This is a genomic window from Streptomyces sp. NPDC017448 (genome assembly GCF_044330565.1).
In the GTDB taxonomy this organism is placed as follows: domain Bacteria; phylum Actinomycetota; class Actinomycetes; order Streptomycetales; family Streptomycetaceae; genus Streptomyces.
In genome coordinates this window covers 225556-243197 of the sequence record NZ_JBIRLM010000002.1, presented here as the reverse complement: position 1 = coordinate 243197, position 17642 = coordinate 225556, and the positions used below count along the sequence as shown (strand labels likewise).

Here is a 17642-nt window from a genome sequence, read left to right as displayed (position 1 = left end):
GTGCGGCCCCTCGCCTCCGAGGACCCCCGCACGGTCGGCCCCTACCGCACGCTGGTCCGGCTCGGCGCGGGCGGCATGGGCGTGGTCTACCTGGCGCGTTCGGCGGGCGGGGCGCTCGCCGCCGTCAAGGTGATCCGGGCCGAGCACGCCGCCGACCCCGGCTTCCGGGCCCGGTTCCGGCGCGAGGCCGAGGCCGCCGCCCGGATCACCGGGCCGTGGGTGGTCCCGGTGCTCGGCGCGGACACCGAGGCCGCCGAACCGTGGCTGGCGACCGCGTACGTCCCCGGCCCCTCCCTGGGCGAGGTGGCGGGGGCCGGCGGCCCGCTGCCCCCGGCGACCGTCCGGGCGCTGGGGAGCCGGCTGGCCGACGCCCTCGCCTCGGTCCACGCGGCCGGGCTGGTCCACCGCGACGTCAAACCCGGCAACGTGCTGCTGGCCCTCGACGGCCCCCGCCTCATCGACTTCGGGATCGCCCGCCAGGAGGGCGCCACCGCGCTGACCGCCACCGGCGCGGTGATCGGCACCCCCGGCTACCTGGCCCCCGAGCAGGCGTCGGCCCGGCCACCGGGCCCGCCGTGCGACGTGTTCTCCCTCGGCTGCGTCCTCGTGCACGCGGCGACCGGGCGCGGCCCGTTCGGCGAGGGCGGCGGGGCGGGGGTCCTGTTCCGCACGGTCCACGAGGAGCCGGAGCTGACGGGCGTACCGCCCGGTCTGGTCCCCCTGATCGCCGCCTGCCTGGCCAAGGACCCGGCCGCCCGCCCCACCGCGCTCCGGGTCCGCGAGGCCCTGGCGGCGAGCGGGCCGCACGCCGTGCGCCCGGCCGGGGCGAAGGACCCGCGCGAGTCCCTGACCCGATGGGGAGCCCCCGACCCGCACGGCGCCCCCGAAACGGCCCCCGCCCCGGACCTCGGCCCCTGGCCGATGCCCGCCGGGCTCTCCGCGTCGATCGCCGAGCGGGCCGCCGCCGCCCTCGCCCTGCCGGACCCCGAACCGCCCCCCGCCCCACCGCTCTCCGCCCCCGCCCCCACACCCGCCCCGGCCGAGGGCGGGGGCGGGCCCGGCGGCCCCACGCGGCGGAGGCTGCTGACCGCCGGGGCGGCCGGGGGCGTCGCCCTGGTCGGCGGGTCCACCGCGACCTGGATCACCCTGCGGGAGCGCACCGGGGAGGCGGGCGGCCGCTCGGCGGGGCCCGGGGCGACGCCCACGTACACCCTCGGGCTCCACGCCGACCTCCACGGACCGGGACGGGCCGCCGGGCTGGCCCACCAGCGCGGCGCCCAACTCGCTCTCACCGACCACAACGCCCGCCGGGACAAGGCGTTCCGGCTCGTCCTGCGCACCGAGGACGACGCGGGCGACCCGGTGGCCGCGCTGCGCGCGGCCGGGCGGCTGGCCGCCGACCCCTCCGTCGTCGCGGTCCTCGGACCGACCGGAAACGTGCTGCGCCGGGACGTCGTCCAGCGGTACGGGGAAGCGCGGCTGACCACCGTCGTCGTCGCGGCGGGGTCCAGCACGGCCGACACCGGCGCGGCCCTGCACCTGTGCCTGACCCGCCCCCTGGACCGTATGCTCGCGCCCGGCCTCATCGGCTACCTCGCCCGCACCCGCCCCGCGAGCCGTGTCCTGCTCGTCGAGGACGCGGCCGACGGCGACGGGCCCGGGGCCGAGATCGGGCGCACCTTCCGCAGCGCCCCGCCCGTCGGCGCCACCCTCCTCGAACACCCCCTCGCCCGGGGCGGCGCGGGCTTCGGCGCGGTCGCCCGCACGGCCGTGAGCGGCCGGGCCGACGCGGTGGTGTACGCGGGCGGCGACGCGGCCCGGGCCGCCCGGCTGGCCACCGCCCTGGCGGCCGAGGGGTTCACCGGGGCCCGGCTCTCCGCCGGGCCCGCCCTGGGCCCCGCTTTCCTCGCCGGGGCGGGCGCGGCCGCCGACGGCTGGGTCTTCGCCGAGGCGTACGCCGACCCCGCCGCCCTCCCCTCGGCCGGGGCGTTCACCGCCGCCCACCGCGAGCGGTTCGGCACACCCCCCGCGACCTGGGCGGCCGAGGCGTACGACGCGGTCGGCCTGATCGCCCGGGCCGCCGGGACCACCAGCGCCTCGGACCGGGTGCGCAGCGGGGTCGGCGGCCGGATCGTGCGGACCGAGCACCGGGGGATCGTGCGGACCCTCGCCTTCGACGCCTCGACCCGCCAGGTGCGCATCCCGGACGGCGTCTTCCTCCACCGGGTCGAGCGGGGCCGCCCCCGCTTCCTGGGCCCCTACGGCGAGGCCGGGGGCTGAGAAGCCGGCCCGGGGCGGGGTCCGGCGGCGGTCCGGGAAGCCACCGCCGGTGAAGCCACGGCCAGGTGTGAAGATCTTCTGCGGCCGCGCTTAAGAAAACCTCGATGGACCCGGGCCCCGTCGTACGGCAGATTTCTCCGTGACGGCCGAGGATGGCGCGTGGAGCCGTACGACGTGCGGCCCGTACGACGTAGGCAGGACGTGCCGTCGCGGCGTGCGGACGACGGGCAGCCGTACGCCGTGCTCCGCCCCGGCCCGCCGCGCCCCCGCCACCGGGGGCGACCCGCCGAAGACCGCCCCGGGCCGCGGGGCTCTTCCCACCTGCCCCGGAGCCCGGGGCATCCACTCGCGTACCGACGTCAGGGAGCCACCGCCGTGAAGGCACTCGTCAAGCAGAAGGCCGAGCCCGGACTGTGGCTGATGGACGTGCCGGAGCCGGAGCACGGCCCCGCCGACGTCCTCATCAAGGTCCTGCGCACCGGCATCTGCGGCACCGACCTGCACATCCGCGCCTACGACGGCTGGGCCCAGCAGGCGGTCACCACCCCGCTGATCCTCGGCCACGAGTTCGTCGGCGAGGTCGCCGCGATCGGCTCCGACGTCTCCGACATCGCGGTCGGCGACCTGGTCAGCGGCGAGGGCCACCTCGTCTGCGGCAAGTGCCGCAACTGCCTCGCCGGCCGCCGCCACCTCTGCCGCTCCACCGTCGGCCTCGGCGTCGGGCGGGACGGGGCGTTCGCGGAGTACGTGGTCCTGCCCGCCTCCAACGTGTGGGTGCACCGGGTTCCCGTCGACCTCGACATCGCGGCGATCTTCGACCCGTTCGGCAACGCCGTGCACACCGCGCTCTCCTTCCCGCTGGTCGGCGAGGACGTCCTGATCACCGGCGCCGGGCCGATCGGCATCATGGCCGCCGCCGTCGCCCGGCACGCCGGGGCCCGCAACGTCGTCATCACCGACGTCAGCGAGGCCCGCCTCGACCTCGCCCGCAAGGTCGGCGTCAGCCTCGCCCTCAACGTCGCGGAGCACACCATCGCGGACGGCCAGCAGAAGCTGGGGCTGCGCGAGGGCTTCGACATCGGCCTGGAGATGTCCGGCCGCCCCGAGGCGATGCGCGAGATGGTCGCGAACATGACGCACGGCGGCCGGATCGCCGTGCTCGGCCTGCCCGCCGAGGAGTTCGCCGTCGACTGGGCCCGCATCGTCACCTCGATGATCACCATCAAGGGGATCTACGGCCGCGAGATGTTCGAGACCTGGTACGCCATGTCCGTCCTGCTGGAGGGCGGCCTCGACCTCGCCCCCGTGATCACCGGCCGGTACGGCTTCCGCGACTTCGAGGCGGCCTTCGACGACGCCGCGAGCGGCCTCGGCGGCAAGGTCATCCTCGACTGGACCGCCTGACCCTCCGACCGCACCCCCTAAGGAACCCGCATGTTCGACTCCGTACGCGACGACCTGCGCACCACCCTCGACGAGATCCGCGCCGCCGGGCTGCACAAGCCCGAGCGCGTGATCGGCACCCCGCAGTCCGCGACCGTCGAGGTCACCTCCGGCGGGCGCCCCGGCGAGGTCCTCAACTTCTGCGCCAACAACTACCTGGGCCTCGCCGACCACCCCGAGGTCGTCGCCGCCGCCCACCAGGCGCTGGACCGCTGGGGCTACGGCATGGCCTCGGTCCGCTTCATCTGCGGCACCCAGGAGGTCCACAAGGAGCTGGAGCAGCGGCTCTCGGCCTTCCTCGGCCAGGAGGACACGATCCTCTACTCCTCCTGCTTCGATGCCAACGGCGGCGTCTTCGAGACCCTTCTCGGCCCCGAGGACGCGGTCATCTCCGACGCCCTCAACCACGCCTCCATCATCGACGGCATCCGGCTCTCCAAGGCCAAGCGCCACCGCTACGCCAACCGCGACATGGCCGACCTGGAGACGCAGCTCAAGGAGGCGTCCGGGGCCCGCCGCCGCCTGATCGTCACCGACGGCGTGTTCTCCATGGACGGGTACGTCGCCCCGCTCCAGGAGATCTGCGACCTGGCCGACCGCTACGACGCCATGGTCATGGTCGACGACTCGCACGCCGTCGGCTTCGTCGGCCCCGGCGGACGCGGCACCCCCGAACTGCACGGGGTCATGGACCGGGTCGACATCATCACCGGCACCCTCGGCAAGGCGCTCGGCGGGGCCTCCGGCGGTTACGTCGCGGCCCGCGCCGAGATCGTCGCCCTGCTGCGCCAGCGCTCGCGCCCGTACCTCTTCTCCAACACCCTCGCCCCCGTCATCGCCGCCGCCTCCCTCAAGGTCATCGACCTGCTGGAGTCCGCCGGCGACCTGCGCGAGCAGCTGGCAGCCAACACCGAGCTGTTCCGCACCCGGATGACCGAGGAGGGCTTCGACATCCTCCCCGGCGACCACGCCATCGCCCCCGTCATGATCGGCGACGCGGGCAGGGCCGGCCGGTTGGCGGAACTGCTCCTGGAGCGCGGGGTGTACGTGATCGGGTTCTCCTACCCCGTCGTCCCGCAGGGCGCGGCCCGCATCCGCGTCCAGCTCTCGGCCGCGCACTCCACCGCCGACGTGAACCGCGCCGTGGACGCCTTCGTCGACGCGCGGGCCGCCCTGGACGCGGAGGCGTGACCCGCTGACCGGGCGTCGTCCCCCTGCCGGGTGACGCCGCTCGCCGGGTCGGGCGCTCCGCCGCGACCTGGGACAATGGGGGCATGATCGATGCGCGGCGGCTGCGAATCCTCCGTGCGGTGGCCGACCACCGCACGGTGACCGCGGCCGCCGCCGCGTTGTACCTGACGCCCTCCGCCGTCTCCCAGCAGCTCGCCGCCCTGGAGCAGGAGACCGGTCACCGCCTCGTCGAACGCGGGGCGCGCGGGGCCCGGCTCACCGCCGCCGGGGAGATCCTGCTCGGCCACACCAACCTGGTCCTGGCCCAGCTGGAGCGGGCCGAGGCGGAGCTGGCCGACTACAGCGCGGGCGTCGCCGGTACGGTCACGGTCGCCGCGTTCGCCACCGGCATCGGCCTCGTCCTCGCCCCCGCCCTCACCGAGCTGGCCCGCACCGCGCCCGGCGTCCGGGTCAAGGTGCAGGACGCGGAGGGCGACGCGAGCGTGCCGATGGTGCTGGACCGGCAGGTCGACGTGGCGGTGGCCGTCGAGTACCGGGGCGCGCCCGCCGAGGACGACCGCCGCCTCACCCGCGTCCCCCTGTACTCGGAGCCGTTCGACGCGGTGCTGCCGGTGGGCCACCGGCTCGCGGACCAGGCCCAGGTGGCGGTCTCCGACCTGGCGAAGGACCCGTGGATCGGACCGTACCCGGGCAACCCCTGCCACGACGTGGTGGTCCTGGCCTGCGAGTTCGCCGGATTCGCCCCGCGCCTGGAGCACTCGTCGGACGACTTCCGCGCCGTCGTCGCCCTGGCCGGGGCGGACGCGGGGGTGGCCCTGGTGCCGCGCTCCGCGCTGCGCGGGATGGAGCTGGCCGGGGTGGTGGTCCGCCCGGTCGAGGGCAGCGCCCCCACCCGCCGCGTCTTCGCCGCCGTACGCCAGGGGGCCGAGGGCCATCCGCTGATCCGGCCGGTGCTGGAGGCGATGGAGGCGGTGGCCGTACGGGAGGGGGACCTGGCGGGCCGCGCCTGAACGCCCCCGAGCCCGGGTCGGCGGACCGTCGTGCGCCGGAGCCGCCCCGGCCCGTCGTCTCCGGGGCCCACGCGGAGGCCGCTCGGACCGGCCCCGGGGCCGCGAGCGGGGGTTCAGACGGCCGGCTGGAGCAGGTCCCACCGGTTGCCGTAGAGGTCCTCGAAGACCGCGACCGAGCCGTACGCCTCATGGCGCGGCTCCTCCAGGAAGCGCACCCCGGCCGCGCGCATCCGCTCGTGGTCGGCCGCGAAATCCTCGGTGTACAGGAAGAAACCGACCCGGCCGCCCGTCTGCGCCCCCACCGCAGCGCCCTGCGCCTCGTCCTTCGCGCGGGCCAGCAGCAGCCCCGTGCCCTCCGCTGCGCCGCGCGGGCGCACCACCACCCAGCGGGAGCCGTCCCCCCGGTCGGTGTCCTCCACCAGCGTGAAGCCGAGCGCGTCGCGGTAGAACGCGATCGCCTCGTCGTAGTCGCGGACGACCAGGGCGACCAGGGCGATGTGCGGCATGACGGGGTCCTCCGGAGGTGGTGGAGCGGTGACGTCATACGTAACACTAACGGCCGGGGGGGCGAGAGCCGACGCCCGGACCCCGGCCGGGGGCCCCGCAGGCCGACGCTTCGGCCCCCGGTCGCCGGGCACAATGCGCTGCATGGACACCGTGGACGCTACGAGCACCGCCGGCCCCGCCGCGCTGACCGAGCGGGCCCGCGCCCTCGCGGCCGGCGGTCGGCGCGGCATCCTCGGGATCGCGGGCCCGCCCGGAGCCGGGAAGTCCACCCTGGCCGCACGGCTGGTCGCCGCCCTGGACGGGCGCGCCGCCCTCGTCCCGATGGACGGATTCCACCTCGCCGCCGCCGAACTGGACCGCCTCGGCCGCGCCGACCGCAAGGGCGCGCCCGACACCTTCGACGCGGCCGGGTACGCGGCCCTGCTGAGGCGGCTGCGCGTGCCGGACCCGGTGCACGTGGTCTACGCGCCGGCCTTCGACCGGTCCCTGGAGGAACCGGTGGCGGGCGCGCTGCCGGTGGGGCCGGACGTCCCCCTCGTCATCACCGAGGGCAACTACCTGCTGCTCGACGACGGCCCCTGGGCCGAGGTGCGCGGGCTGCTCGACGAGGTGTGGTTCCTGGACCTCGACCCGGCGGTCCGGGTGCGCCGACTGGTCGACCGCCACGTGCGCCACGGGCGGACCCGGTCCCGCGCCGAGGAGTGGGTGGCCCGTTCCGACGAGGCGAACGCCCGGCTGGTGGAGCGGGGCCGCGACCGTGCCGACCTCATTGTGCGGCTGACCCCGGCCGGGAACCGGGGCGATCACCGGGGCCCGGCCGCCCCGCATGCGGGGGCGCGGGCGGAGGCCCGGCCGCGTACGCCCCGCGGCGGGGCGTGATCGGGCAGGATGCTCCCTGCCGTGTCGCACCGTCAGGAGGCCCCATGCCCAGCCCCAGCCCGTCCGCCGAGCACTCCGCCCCGCAGCCCTTCACCGCCGACGACTACCGGGCCCGGATGGCGCGCGCCGCCGACTCCGCCGCCGAGGCCGGACTCGCCGGGGTGATCGTCGCGCCCGGGCCCGACCTCGTCCACCTCACCGGCTACCGCCCGGTCAGCACGGAACGCCTCACCCTCCTCGTACTGCGGGCCGGACACGACCCCGTACTGGTGGTCCCGACCCTGGAGGCCCCGGACGCGGCAGCCGCCACCGGCGCCCCCGCCCTCACCCTGCGGGACTGGAGGGACGGCACCGACCCGTACACGGTGACCGCGCCCCTGCTGGACGCCGAGGGCCGCTTCGGCGTCAGCGACAACGCCTGGGCGATGCATCTGCTCGGCCTCCAGCGGGAGTTGCCGGGCACCTCCTACACCGCGCTCACCGAGGCGCTGCCGATGCTCCGCGCGGTGAAGGACGCCGCCGAGCTGGAACGGCTCGCCGCCGCCGGGGCCGCCGCCGACGCCACGTACGAGGAGATCCTCAAGGTGCGCTTCTCCGGCCGCCGGGAGGTCGACGTGGCCACCGATCTGGCCGCGCTGCTGCGGGAGTTCGGCCACTCCCAGGTGGACTTCACCGTCGTCGGCTCCGGCCCCAACGGGGCCAACCCGCACCACGAGGCCGGGACACGCACCATCGAGCACGGCGACATGGTCGTCCTCGACTTCGGCGGCCTCAAGCACGGTTACGGCTCCGACACCTCCCGTACGGTCCACGTCGGAGAGCCCACCGCCGAGGAGCAGCGGGTCCACGACATCGTCCGCGAGGCCCAGGCGGCGGGCTGCGCGGCGGTCCGGCCCGGCGTCGCCTGCCAGGAGATCGACCGCGCCGCCCGTGCGGTGATCACCGAGTTCGGCTACGGCGACCGGTTCATCCACCGCACCGGCCACGGCATCGGCGTCACCACCCACGAGCCGCCCTACATGATCGAGGGCGAGGAGCAGCCGCTCGTCCCCGGCATGTGCTTCTCCGTGGAGCCGGGCGTCTACCTCCCCGGCCGCTTCGGCGTCCGGATCGAGGACATCGTGGCCGTCACCGAGGACGGCGGGCGGCGGCTCAACACCACCTCCCGCCAACTGGCCGTCGTGGAGTAGCGGCCCCCGCCGGGGTCCGGCTCTCCGGGCAGTCCCGGGCGGTCGCCCCGTGCCACAGCGGTCGTGGTCGCGGTCGCCTCGTCCTCGGTACGGCGACGGCGACGGCGAGGGCGGCCGGGCCGGCCCTCCGGCTCCGGTGCGATCAGGACCAGCCCTCGGCGACGGGGTACATGTGGGCGTAGGGATCGGGCTCGCCCGTAGCGGGGTCCAGCCCGGCCCTGAGCCGTCGATGCTGCTCCCGCCAGCTGACGAATGTGCCGGTCCGCTTCCAGAGGGACGCGTCGCCGAGCGGGCAGGCGTCGAACCGGCCCAGCATCATGCGGGTGATGAACTGGACCATGGTGCAGTCGAACAGCGCCCACGGCGACTCGCCCCACCCGTGCTGTCGACGCCAGACGATGACGGGCCACTCGTCCGGGTCCGGGCCGGTCCTGAGCCAGGCCATCTCGTTGGCGTTCATCCCCGTGCCCCAGGGCAGGACCGCGTCGGCGCCCGCCGTCACCCCCGGGATTCCCGCGCCGTCCTCCCAGAGCCCGCGCAGCCCCTCCGTCATGCCGCCGATGTGGCACCCTTCCCACCCGCGCACGTCACTCGGGAGCGGGGGCAGGATGACGAGCTCGCCGAGGTCGCCCATGCCGTACGTGTCCAGCAGGGCCCTGTAGTCGCTCGGCAGCCCGGTGCCCAGCGCGGCTTCGGCGGCGGCCCAGTCGATCTGCTCGCCGCCCGCGAAATCCGCTGGTACGAGGTCGAGCAGTACGGCCACGTCGGAATGTACGCCCATGGTGCGCCCCCCTTGAGATCAGTGGACGGCAACCCTAGCCGTGCGGGCTGACACCGTTGCCCCGGGCAGCCGCGCCCGGGTGCCGGCCCGGCGGCCGGCGCAGTGCGACCTGTCCGGGGTCACGTGCGCCGGGCCGAACGCGAGCCGGTGAACGGCGCGCGGGAGGCGGTGCGGCGGTGGGGGTGCGGCGGTGGCGGGACCGAGCGCGATCAGTCGTCCGCCAGCACCACGCACGACTCCGGCGGCAGGCGCAGCACCCCGTCCGGCCCCGGCGCCTCCACCGGCTCCCACGCCGCCAGCACCCGCCCCCCCGAACGCCGGTGGCGGCCGTGGCCGAGCGGGATCGCGGCGGGCTCGTCGGCCAGGTTCACCACCACCCGCAGATCGCCCCTGCGGTACGCGAACCACCGGGCGTCCTCGTCGAACGCGGTCTTCACCGACGCCAGGTCGGGATCGTGCAGATCGGGCAACGAGCGGCGCAGCGCGATCAGTTCGCGGTACCAGGAGAGCAGCCGTGCGTGCGGCTCGCGCTCGGGTTCGGCCCAGTCGAGGCAGGAGCGGTCCCGGGTTGCGGGGTCCTGCGGGTCGGGGATCTCCTCCTCCGCCCAGCCGTGCGCCCCGAACTCCCGCCGCCTGCCGTTGCGTACGGCCTCCGCCAGCTCCGGGTCCGTGTGGTCGGTGAAGAACTGCCAGGGGGTGCGCGCCCCCCACTCCTCGCCCATGAACAGCATCGGGGTGAACGGCCCGGTCAGCACGAGGGCGGCGGCGCACGCCTGGAGACCGGGGGAGAGGGCGGAGGCCAGCCGGTCGCCCAGCGCCCGGTTGCCGATCTGGTCGTGCGTCTGCGCGTACCCGACGAAGCGGTGCGCCGGGGTGCGGGACACGTCCACCGGGCGGCCGTGGGTGCGGCCCCGGAAGCTGGAGAAGGTCCCGTCGTGGAAGAACGCCGACGTCACCGTCTTGGCGAGGGCGGCGAGCGGGGCGCGGGCGAAATCGGCGTAGTAGCCCTGGGACTCGCCGGTGAGCGCGGTGTGCAGCGCGTGGTGGAAGTCGTCGTTCCACTGGGCGTGCAGCCCGAGGCCGCCCGCCGGACGCGGCGTCGTGGTGCGCGGGTCGCACAGGTCGGACTCGGCGATCAGCCCGAGCGGCCTGCCCACCTCGACGGCCAGCGCGTCCACCGCCGCCGACAGCTCCTCCAGGAAGGTGAGCGCCCGCGTGTCGGCCAGGGCGTGCACCGCGTCCAGGCGCAGCCCGTCGAGCCGGTAGTCGCGCAGCCAGGCCAGCGCGCTGCCCAGCAGGAACGCCCGCACCTCGTCGGAGCCGGGCGCGTCCAGGTTGACCGCCGCCCCCCACGGGGTGTGGTGGGTGTCGGTGAAGTACGGGCCGAAGGCGGGCAGGTGGTTGCCGGAGGGGCCCAGATGGTTGTGGACGACGTCCAGCACCACCCCGAGCCCCAGCCCGTGCGCCGTGTCGACGAAGCGCTTCAGCCCCTCGGGGCCGCCGTACGGCTCGTGCACCGCCCACAGCGAGACCCCCTCGTACCCCCAGCCGTTGACGCCCGGGAACGGGCAGACGGGCATCAGCGACACATGGGTGACGCCCAGCTCGGCCAGATGGCCCAACCGGCCCGCCGCCGCGTCGAAGGTGCCCTCCGGGGTGTACGTCCCCACGTGCAGCTCGTAGAGCACGGCGCGGTTCAGCCGCCGCCCCTTCCACGCGTTGCGCCAGGCGTACGCCGCCTGGTCGACGACCGCGCTCGGCCCGTCGGGCCCGTCCGGCTGACGCCGCGAGCGGGGGTCCGGCAGCAGCGGTCCGCCGTCCACCCGGAAGCCGTACCGGTCCCCGTCCGAGCACTCCGCCTCGGCCGTCCACCACCCCTCGCGCCCCGGATCGCGCTCCATCGGGGACCGGACGTCCGCCGCCTCCAGCACGACCGCGTCCGCCTCGGGGGCCCACACCTCGAACTGCATCCACCACTCCTCGTCGCCGGCCGGGGCGCGCGGCGGCCCGGGAACGGGCTCCACGATCCACGCGACGGACCCTGTTCCCGCCCGCCACCGGCCATTAAGGTCTGGTCCTGATCATTGCCCGGCGAGGTTCCCGCTCATACAGGTTCTGTTCACCCGTCCTGGTTCCGCCCCTACGTACGGCTGCTGGAGGCCGCGATGACCCTGCCGATCTTCCCGCCCGGCTTCCTCTGGGGCGCCTCCGCCTCCGCCTTCCAGACCGAGGGGGCGGTGGACGCGGACGGCAAGGGCCCCTCCGGATGGGACGCCTTCGCCGCACAGCCGGGCCGGATCAAGGACGGCGCCGACACCGCCCGGGGCACCGGCTTCCACGCCCGCTACCGCGAGGACGTCGCCCTGCTCGCCGGACTCGGCGCCGACGCCTTCCGGTTCTCCGTCAGCTGGCCCCGCGTGGTGCCGGGCGGCAGCGGAGCCGTCAACGCCGACGGGCTCGACTTCTACGACCGGCTCGTCGATGAGCTGTGCGCCCGCGGCATCACCCCCGCCCCCACCCTCTACCACTGGGACACCCCCCTCCCGCTGGAGCGGGCCGGCGGCTGGCTCGACCGGGACACCGCCTACCGCTTCGCCGAGTACGCGGGCATCGTCGCCGAACGCCTCGCCGACCGGGTTCCGATGTGGATCACCATCAACGAGCCCGCCGAGGTCACCCTGCTCGGCTACGCGCTCGGCGAGCACGCCCCCGGCCGCACCCTCCTCTTCGACGCCCTGCCCGCCGCCCACCACCAGCTCCTCGCCCACGGCCTCGCCGTCCGCGCCCTGCGCGCGGCGGGCGCGGACAACATCGGCGCCGCCTTCTCGCACGCCCCGGTCTGGACGGCCGGCGACACCGACGAGGACCGCTTCGGCGCCGAGCTGTACGACACGCTCACCAACTGGCTCTTCGCGGACCCCGTCCTCACCGGCCGCTACCCGGACGAGAACCTCGCCGCCCTGATGCCGGGCCCGGTCGCGGACGACCTGAAGGTCATCTCCACCCCGCTCGACTGGTACGGCGTCAACTACTACAACCCCACCCTCGTCGGAGCGCCCCGCCCGGAGGCCCTGGAGACCTTCTCCGGTTTCACCATGCCCGCCGAACTCCCCTTCGGTATACGGGAGATCGAGGGGTACGAGAAGACCGGCTTCGGCTGGCCCGTGGTCCCCGAAGGGCTCACCGAGATCGCCACCACCCTGCACGCCCGCTACGGCGACCGCCTCCCGCCGCTCTACATCACCGAGAACGGCTGCGCCCTGGAGGAACCCCACGCCGACGACCGCCGCATCGCCTACCTGGAGAGCCACCTCACCGCCCTGCGCGCGGCGATGGACGCCGGGGTGGACGTCCGCGGCTACTTCACCTGGTCCCTCACCGACAACATCGAGTGGACGGAGGGCGCGTCCCAGCGGTTCGGCCTGGTCCACATCGACTACGAGACGCTGACCCGCACGCCCAAGCGGTCGTACGCCTGGTACCGCGACCTGATCCGCGCGCAGAAGACGCGGCAGCCTGATCCGGCGGCCGAAAGGGCTTACGCGATGCCCGCCGAGTGATCGATACTTCCCGCCATGGTCGCTTCATGGTGGTCCCGGGCCCGGCTGGGGATCTTCGTTCACTGGACACCCGCCTCCGTCCCCGGCTGGGCCCCGCCCCACGTCCCCGCCGCCGAACTCCCGGCGGCGGGCCGGCGCGCGCCGCTGGGCTGGACCCCGTACGCGGAGTGGTACGAGAACGCGCTCCGCTTCCCCGGCTCCCCGGTCGCCGCCCACCACCGCGCCGTCTACGGGAAGCGCCCCTACACCGACTTCGGCCGCGACTTCGAGGACGGGCTCGCCTCCTGGGACCCGGCCGCGTGGGCGCGGAGCTTCCGGGAGGCGGGAGCCGGGTACGCGGTCCTGGTCACCAAGCACCACGACGGCTTCTGCCTCTGGCCCTCCGGGACGGAGAACCCGCACCGCGCCGGCTGGCACACCGCCCGGGACGTGGTCGGCGAGTTCGCCGAGGCCGTACGGGCCGAGGGACTGCGCTTCGGCGTCTACTACTCCGGCGGACTCGACTGGACCTTCGACGGCCGGCCCATCGGCACCGCCGCCGACATGTTCTCCGCCGTCCCGCGCGGACGCTACCCCGCCTACGCCGACGCGCAGATGCGGGAGCTGATCCGCCGCTACCGCCCCGACATCCTCTGGAACGACATCGCCTGGCCCGCCTCCACCGCCGAGGTCCGTTCGCTCGTCGACTTCTACCGCTTCACCGTCCCGCACGGCGTCGTCAACGACCGCCTGCTGCCCTACGCACCGCACTGGCGGGGGCTGCGGCTGCCGGGCGCGAAGGCGCTGTACAACCGGTGGGACCGCCGGACGGTGGCGCGGGGCGAGGGCTTCGTCCCGCGCACACCGCCGGTCTTCGACTTCCGCACCCCGGAGTACGCCCGCTACGAGGGCTCCGACCCGTACGAGATCACCCGGGGCGTCGACCACAGCTTCGGCTACAACCGCAACTCCGCCCCGGACGCCTTCATCGACCGGGCGGCGCTGACCTCACTGGTCCGCGACACGGCGGCCGACGGGGGGAACGTGCTGCTCAACGTGGGGCCGCGCGGCGAGGACGCGACGATCCCCGCCGAGCAGCGACTCCGGCTGGAGTGGCTGGCCGAGGAGGCCGGTGCGCTCACGCCAGATGGATCCGTTCCTGGGTGACCGGGTACCCGGCGCGGGCGAACGCGGCGGCCATCGGCACATTGCCCCGGTCCGTCGCAGCCGCGACGAACCCGGCGCCCTCCTCGACCAGGAAGCGCGTGCACTCCACCAGCAGGTCGTAGCCGTAGCCGTGCCCGCGCGCCTCGGGAACGACCCCGATGAAGCCGACGCAGGGGCCCGAGGGGTTGTGCGCCGGCACCTGGATGCCCGCCACCTCCCCGTCCGGCGTGTACGCGATCCGCAGCCACTCCCGCGGCGAGGGGCACCAGTGGAAGAAGTCCAACTCCTCGCGCGCCGCCGCCTCCAGGCCGCCGGGGCCCTCGATGGCCTTGCGGGCGTGGGCGTCCAGGGTGGACGAGTGCACGCGGCGCAGCACGTCGAGGACCACCTCGTCGTCCGGCTCGGGGCGGTGGACGAGCCGCCCGGTCCGCTCCGGCAGCGGGCGGTCGGGGGTCCACCGGTACTGGTAGCGCTCGACCAGCGGCTCCAGTCCGGCCGCCCGCGCGGCGGAGATCCGCCCCTCGACGGCGGTCCGCGCCGCCGGGTCGTCCCGCCAGGCGGCGGGCGCGATCAGCTCGTACTCCTTGTCGAACGGGGCTCGGCGCAGGAGCTCGGCGCCCGCCTCCGCCTCCCCGTCCGCGAAGTCGAACCAGTTGAGCAGGACGGGCTCGGTGTCCTCGGGCCCGCCCCACCAGGCGGCCCGGGCGACCACGGTGTCCCCGCGCAGGGCGACCCACGACCAGGCGGGGCGGTACTCGCCGCCGTCGGCGGTCGAGGTGTAACGGTGGCCGAAGGCGGCCCGGCCGACGTGCGGGCTGTCCTGGAAAGCGGTGAAGAGTGCGGCGTCGCTCGCGGTGAGCGCGCGGATGACCAGTCCGGTCATGGAAGGTGTCCTCCGGGACGGAATGCCGCGTTCCCGGTCAGACGAGGTCCGACACCGTCCGGCGGGCGGAACGGGAACGCGGGAGTGAGGTGGTGCGGTGGGTGGTGCGGTTGCCCTCGCGCATCTCTCCCGCCTCCTTCCACGACCGGTACCGGGTGTCGGGGGAGACCGTAGTCGCCCCCGCTCCCGCCGTCCACCGGATAGAAACGGCGGAGCCGACGCGGCTGATCCCCGACCGTGGTGAAGACGCGTTCGAAGTCGACGTGTCCCAGGCGCTCGGAGGACCCTGCCCTCGGTACGGTGCCGAACGGCTCCGGCTCCGGCCGGGGGACGGCCCGTCAGACGGGAAGCGCCGGGGGCGGACGGCCTCCTCGCGGCGGCGGGCGACGGCAGATCCCGACGCCTCGCGCCACGAGCCCCCGGGCGGGGAGCGGCGCAGGTCAGGGGGGAAGGAACACGGGCTCGTCTGGACACTCCGGGCCCTTCGGCCCGACAATCGGCGTCGTGACATCCTCCTCCGAGTTCCCCATGAGTCCCGCCCGGCTGTCGGACGCCCAGCGCGACCGTGTCCTCGGTGTGCTCAGAGAGGGTGCCGCACAGGGCAAGCTGTCGCACGACACCTTCATGCGCCGCATGGAACTCGCCCTCGCCGCCCGCCGACCGGAGGAGCTGGCGGTTCTCACCTCCGACCTGGACGGCGGCGGCCGCTGGTCCCAGGGACTGGTCCGGGCGGTGGGCGGGATATCCGCCTTCCCCGGGCGGCTGCGCCGCGCCTGGCAGACCGAACGGCTCCCCAGGCTGCTGCTCCCCGTGCCGGGACCGTATCCGCTGCTCATCGGCCGCGACCCGGCGAACGGACTGCGGCTCAACCACGAGACGGTCTCCCGGCTGCACGCCGAACTCCACGCGCTGAACGGCCGCTGGCTGCTGCGCGACCTCGGCTCCACCAACGGCACCTGCGTCAACGGGCAGCGGCTCGTCGGCTCCATCCCGGTGCGGGACGGGGACCAGGTGAGCTTCGGCCACATGAGCTTCCGCCTCACGGCCCCGTCCCACCGGCCGCTCGAACCGCTGCCTCCGCCCGCGCCCCGCCCCTCGGCCGACGGACGGCCCGGACTGCCGGGGCCCCCCGCGCCGGAGCTGTCGTCGAGGGCTCCGGAGGGACCGCGCCAGGGGGCCGTGCCTCCGTCGCCCTCCTCGGACCGGGCGTACCCCGGCCCGGGGCGCCCGGCGCACTCCCCGACCCTCCCGCCGCGCGGGCCGGGCGGGACGCCGCCCGGTGCCGTGCCTCCGCCGCACGCCTCGTTCGAGGCCCCGCCGCCCGGCGCGGAGGTTCCGCCGCCCGGCGGGGGAGCCCCGTCGTCCGGCGCGGAGGTTCCGCCGCCCGGCGTGGGAGCCCCGCCGCCCGGCGCCGGCGTCCCGCCGCCCGGTGCCGAGGCCCCGCAGCCGGGGCCCCCGCCGCCTCCGCGCGCCTGAGCCCTGTCGCGTTCTCTCTCACCCGAACGGCCGTCCGCCGACTGCGGCCCGCCTCGGCCGGTGGTCCCCTGAGAGGACGCGCGCCGACCACCGGCGCACCGACTCCAGGGGGCCGGGGATGCCTGTCGACCGCCCCGACGCCCTGCCCGAGGCCCGGCGCCCGCACCGGATCGCGGGCGGGCAGCCCGGACTCCTCGCCCCGGGGGCCACGACGGACCCGTACCGGCTGCGCCTCTACCGCCTGCTGCGCACCGAGTACCCCCTCGGCTACGACCCGGTCCTCGACGCCTGGCTGCTGAGCCGGTACGCGGACGTGGCCCTGGCCCTCACCGACCCCCGGTTCACCGGCTATCCGCACGACGGGGCCCCGCGCGGTCCGGCCCCCGTGCCGCTCGGCCTCTGCCGGGGCGGCCCGGTGTGCACCCCGCCCGCCGTGCCCTACCGCACCCTCGAACCGGCCGTCGAGCGGACCGCGTACGTCCTGGCCCGCCGGATCGCCGGACGCGACCGGGCCGACCTGGTCGCCGACTTCTGCCGCTGGCTGCCCACCGGGGCCGCCGCCGCGGCGGCCGGGCGCTCCTACCCGGGTCTGAAGGGCGGGCGCCGGGGCGGGCCCCGCCGGGAGCCCGGCGGAGCCGACGACTGCGCCGGCTCGACCGCCCTGCGCGAGCACGCCCTCGCCTCGTTCCTCGCGAACATGCTGGACGACCCCGACCTGCGAGCCGCGGCGACAGCCGGCGAGCCGGTCGGCCACGGCTCCGGGACGCTGCTCGGGCGGGCCTGGGCCGAGACCCTGCGCCGTGATCCGCCGGTCCAGATCGTGCTGCGCCGCACCCGCACGGAGGTGGCCGTCAGCGGCGGCACGCTCCCCGCGGACGCGCCCGTCGCCTGCCTCATCGGCGCGGCGGGCCGCGACCCGGCCCGGTTCGGCGCGCCCGACCGGTTCGACCCGTTGCGCGCCGACGCGGACACCCTGCTCATCGGCCCGGCGAACTGCCCCGCCGCCCGTCTCGGCCGACTGGAAGCCGAACACGGCCTGCGCGCCCTGCTGACGGCGATGCCCGGCATCCGGTGGGCCGACGGCTTCCGACCGGTGGCGGGCGGGCTGCTCACCCGGGGCCCCCGCGCCCTGCTCGTCAGCCCGTCCTGACGGCCTCGCCGGTCCCCGCCTACCGGGGGCCCCGGCGCCCTGCTCGTCCGCCCGTCCTGACGGTTCCGCCGGTCCCCGCCTGTCGCGGGCCGCCCCGTGCCGTCCCCGCCCCTGACCTCGCGCCGCGACCGCGGCGACCGCCGCGG

14 protein-coding genes are annotated in these 17642 nt (G+C 75.8%); 10 read left to right on the top strand and 4 right to left on the bottom strand.

Annotated features, from left to right (window positions below; genetic code table 11):
* From ACH4K1_RS05795 to ACH4K1_RS05780, 4 genes are all read left to right on the top strand, one after another.
* Entirely contained in the window at positions 1-2280 is a 2280-nt protein-coding gene (locus ACH4K1_RS05795) for an ABC transporter substrate-binding protein (RefSeq protein WP_398087010.1), read from the top strand.
* Positions 2281-2655: 375 nt separating this feature from the next.
* A complete protein-coding gene (gene tdh, locus ACH4K1_RS05790; protein ID WP_398087008.1) occupies positions 2656-3684 on the top strand; it encodes an L-threonine 3-dehydrogenase in 1029 nt (342 codons plus the stop codon).
* A 30-nt stretch (positions 3685-3714) separates the two neighbouring features.
* A complete protein-coding gene (locus tag ACH4K1_RS05785; protein ID WP_398087006.1) occupies positions 3715-4914 on the top strand; it encodes a glycine C-acetyltransferase in 1200 nt (399 codons plus the stop codon).
* An 83-nt stretch (positions 4915-4997) separates the two neighbouring features.
* The gene (locus ACH4K1_RS05780) at positions 4998-5924 is read left to right on the top strand and encodes a LysR family transcriptional regulator (protein WP_398087004.1); all 927 of its coding nucleotides are present in this window, start codon (positions 4998-5000) and stop codon (positions 5922-5924) included.
* 113 nt (positions 5925-6037) lie between these two features.
* On the opposite strand, the gene ACH4K1_RS05775 is transcribed toward ACH4K1_RS05780, so the two are convergent.
* Positions 6038-6430 carry a VOC family protein gene (locus ACH4K1_RS05775; RefSeq protein ID WP_398087003.1) on the bottom strand — a complete coding sequence of 131 codons (393 nt, stop codon included), beginning with the start codon at positions 6428-6430 and terminating at the stop codon, positions 6038-6040.
* A gap of 142 nt (positions 6431-6572) precedes the next feature.
* Here ACH4K1_RS05775 and ACH4K1_RS05770 point away from each other — a divergent pair, with 142 nt between their 5' ends.
* Together ACH4K1_RS05770 and ACH4K1_RS05765 are read left to right on the top strand one after the other, a co-directional pair.
* A complete protein-coding gene (locus tag ACH4K1_RS05770) occupies positions 6573-7310 on the top strand; it encodes a nucleoside/nucleotide kinase family protein (protein ID WP_398087002.1) in 738 nt (245 codons plus the stop codon).
* A 44-nt stretch (positions 7311-7354) separates the two neighbouring features.
* Positions 7355-8500, top strand: coding sequence for a M24 family metallopeptidase (locus tag ACH4K1_RS05765; protein ID WP_398087000.1), 1146 nt, complete (start codon positions 7355-7357; stop codon positions 8498-8500).
* A gap of 142 nt (positions 8501-8642) precedes the next feature.
* Here ACH4K1_RS05765 and ACH4K1_RS05760 read toward each other — a convergent pair whose 3' ends face one another.
* Entirely contained in the window at positions 8643-9281 is a 639-nt protein-coding gene (locus ACH4K1_RS05760) for an SMI1/KNR4 family protein (RefSeq protein WP_398086999.1), read from the bottom strand.
* 209 nt (positions 9282-9490) lie between these two features.
* Positions 9491-11251 (bottom strand): malto-oligosyltrehalose trehalohydrolase, encoded by a 1761-nt coding sequence (gene treZ / locus ACH4K1_RS05755; protein ID WP_398086998.1) that lies wholly within the window; start codon positions 11249-11251, stop codon positions 9491-9493.
* Between the two features lie 195 nt (positions 11252-11446).
* Between treZ and ACH4K1_RS05750 the strand changes: the two genes are divergently transcribed.
* Positions 11447-12841 (top strand): GH1 family beta-glucosidase, encoded by a 1395-nt coding sequence (locus ACH4K1_RS05750; RefSeq protein ID WP_398086996.1) that lies wholly within the window; start codon positions 11447-11449, stop codon positions 12839-12841.
* Between the two features lie 15 nt (positions 12842-12856).
* Positions 12857-13987, top strand: coding sequence for an alpha-L-fucosidase (locus ACH4K1_RS05745; RefSeq protein WP_398086994.1), 1131 nt, complete (start codon positions 12857-12859; stop codon positions 13985-13987).
* Here ACH4K1_RS05745 and ACH4K1_RS05740 read toward each other — a convergent pair.
* Positions 13959-14870, bottom strand: a complete 912-nt coding sequence (locus tag ACH4K1_RS05740) for a GNAT family N-acetyltransferase (RefSeq protein ID WP_398086992.1) — start codon at positions 14868-14870, stop codon at positions 13959-13961. The two genes, ACH4K1_RS05745 and ACH4K1_RS05740, sit on opposite strands and share 29 nt — an antisense overlap.
* Before the next feature lie 504 nt (positions 14871-15374).
* On the opposite strand from ACH4K1_RS05740, the gene ACH4K1_RS05735 reads away from it, so the two are divergent.
* Together ACH4K1_RS05735 and ACH4K1_RS05730 are read left to right on the top strand one after the other, a co-directional pair.
* Positions 15375-16346, top strand: coding sequence for an FHA domain-containing protein (locus ACH4K1_RS05735; protein ID WP_398086991.1), 972 nt, complete (start codon positions 15375-15377; stop codon positions 16344-16346).
* Positions 16347-16464: 118 nt separating this feature from the next.
* On the top strand, positions 16465-17496 hold the full coding sequence (locus ACH4K1_RS05730) for a cytochrome P450 (protein ID WP_398086989.1): 1032 nt from the start codon (positions 16465-16467) through the stop codon (positions 17494-17496).
* Positions 17497-17642: the final 146 nt, after the last annotated feature.

Coding starts and splice junctions, on each gene's coding strand:
- ACH4K1_RS05785 (WP_398087006.1), top strand. CDS start 3,715: ATGTTCGACTCCGTACGCGACGACCTGCGCACCACCCTCGACGAGATC.
- ACH4K1_RS05780 (WP_398087004.1), top strand. CDS start 4,998: ATGATCGATGCGCGGCGGCTGCGAATCCTCCGTGCGGTGGCCGACCAC.
- ACH4K1_RS05775 (WP_398087003.1), bottom strand. CDS start 6,430: ATGCCGCACATCGCCCTGGTCGCCCTGGTCGTCCGCGACTACGACGAG.
- ACH4K1_RS05770 (WP_398087002.1), top strand. CDS start 6,573: ATGGACACCGTGGACGCTACGAGCACCGCCGGCCCCGCCGCGCTGACC.
- ACH4K1_RS05765 (WP_398087000.1), top strand. CDS start 7,355: ATGCCCAGCCCCAGCCCGTCCGCCGAGCACTCCGCCCCGCAGCCCTTC.
- ACH4K1_RS05760 (WP_398086999.1), bottom strand. CDS start 9,281: ATGGGCGTACATTCCGACGTGGCCGTACTGCTCGACCTCGTACCAGCG.
- treZ (WP_398086998.1), bottom strand. CDS start 11,251: ATGCAGTTCGAGGTGTGGGCCCCCGAGGCGGACGCGGTCGTGCTGGAG.
- ACH4K1_RS05750 (WP_398086996.1), top strand. CDS start 11,447: ATGACCCTGCCGATCTTCCCGCCCGGCTTCCTCTGGGGCGCCTCCGCC.
- ACH4K1_RS05745 (WP_398086994.1), top strand. CDS start 12,857: ATGGTCGCTTCATGGTGGTCCCGGGCCCGGCTGGGGATCTTCGTTCAC.
- ACH4K1_RS05740 (WP_398086992.1), bottom strand. CDS start 14,870: ATGACCGGACTGGTCATCCGCGCGCTCACCGCGAGCGACGCCGCACTC.
- ACH4K1_RS05730 (WP_398086989.1), top strand. CDS start 16,465: ATGCCTGTCGACCGCCCCGACGCCCTGCCCGAGGCCCGGCGCCCGCAC.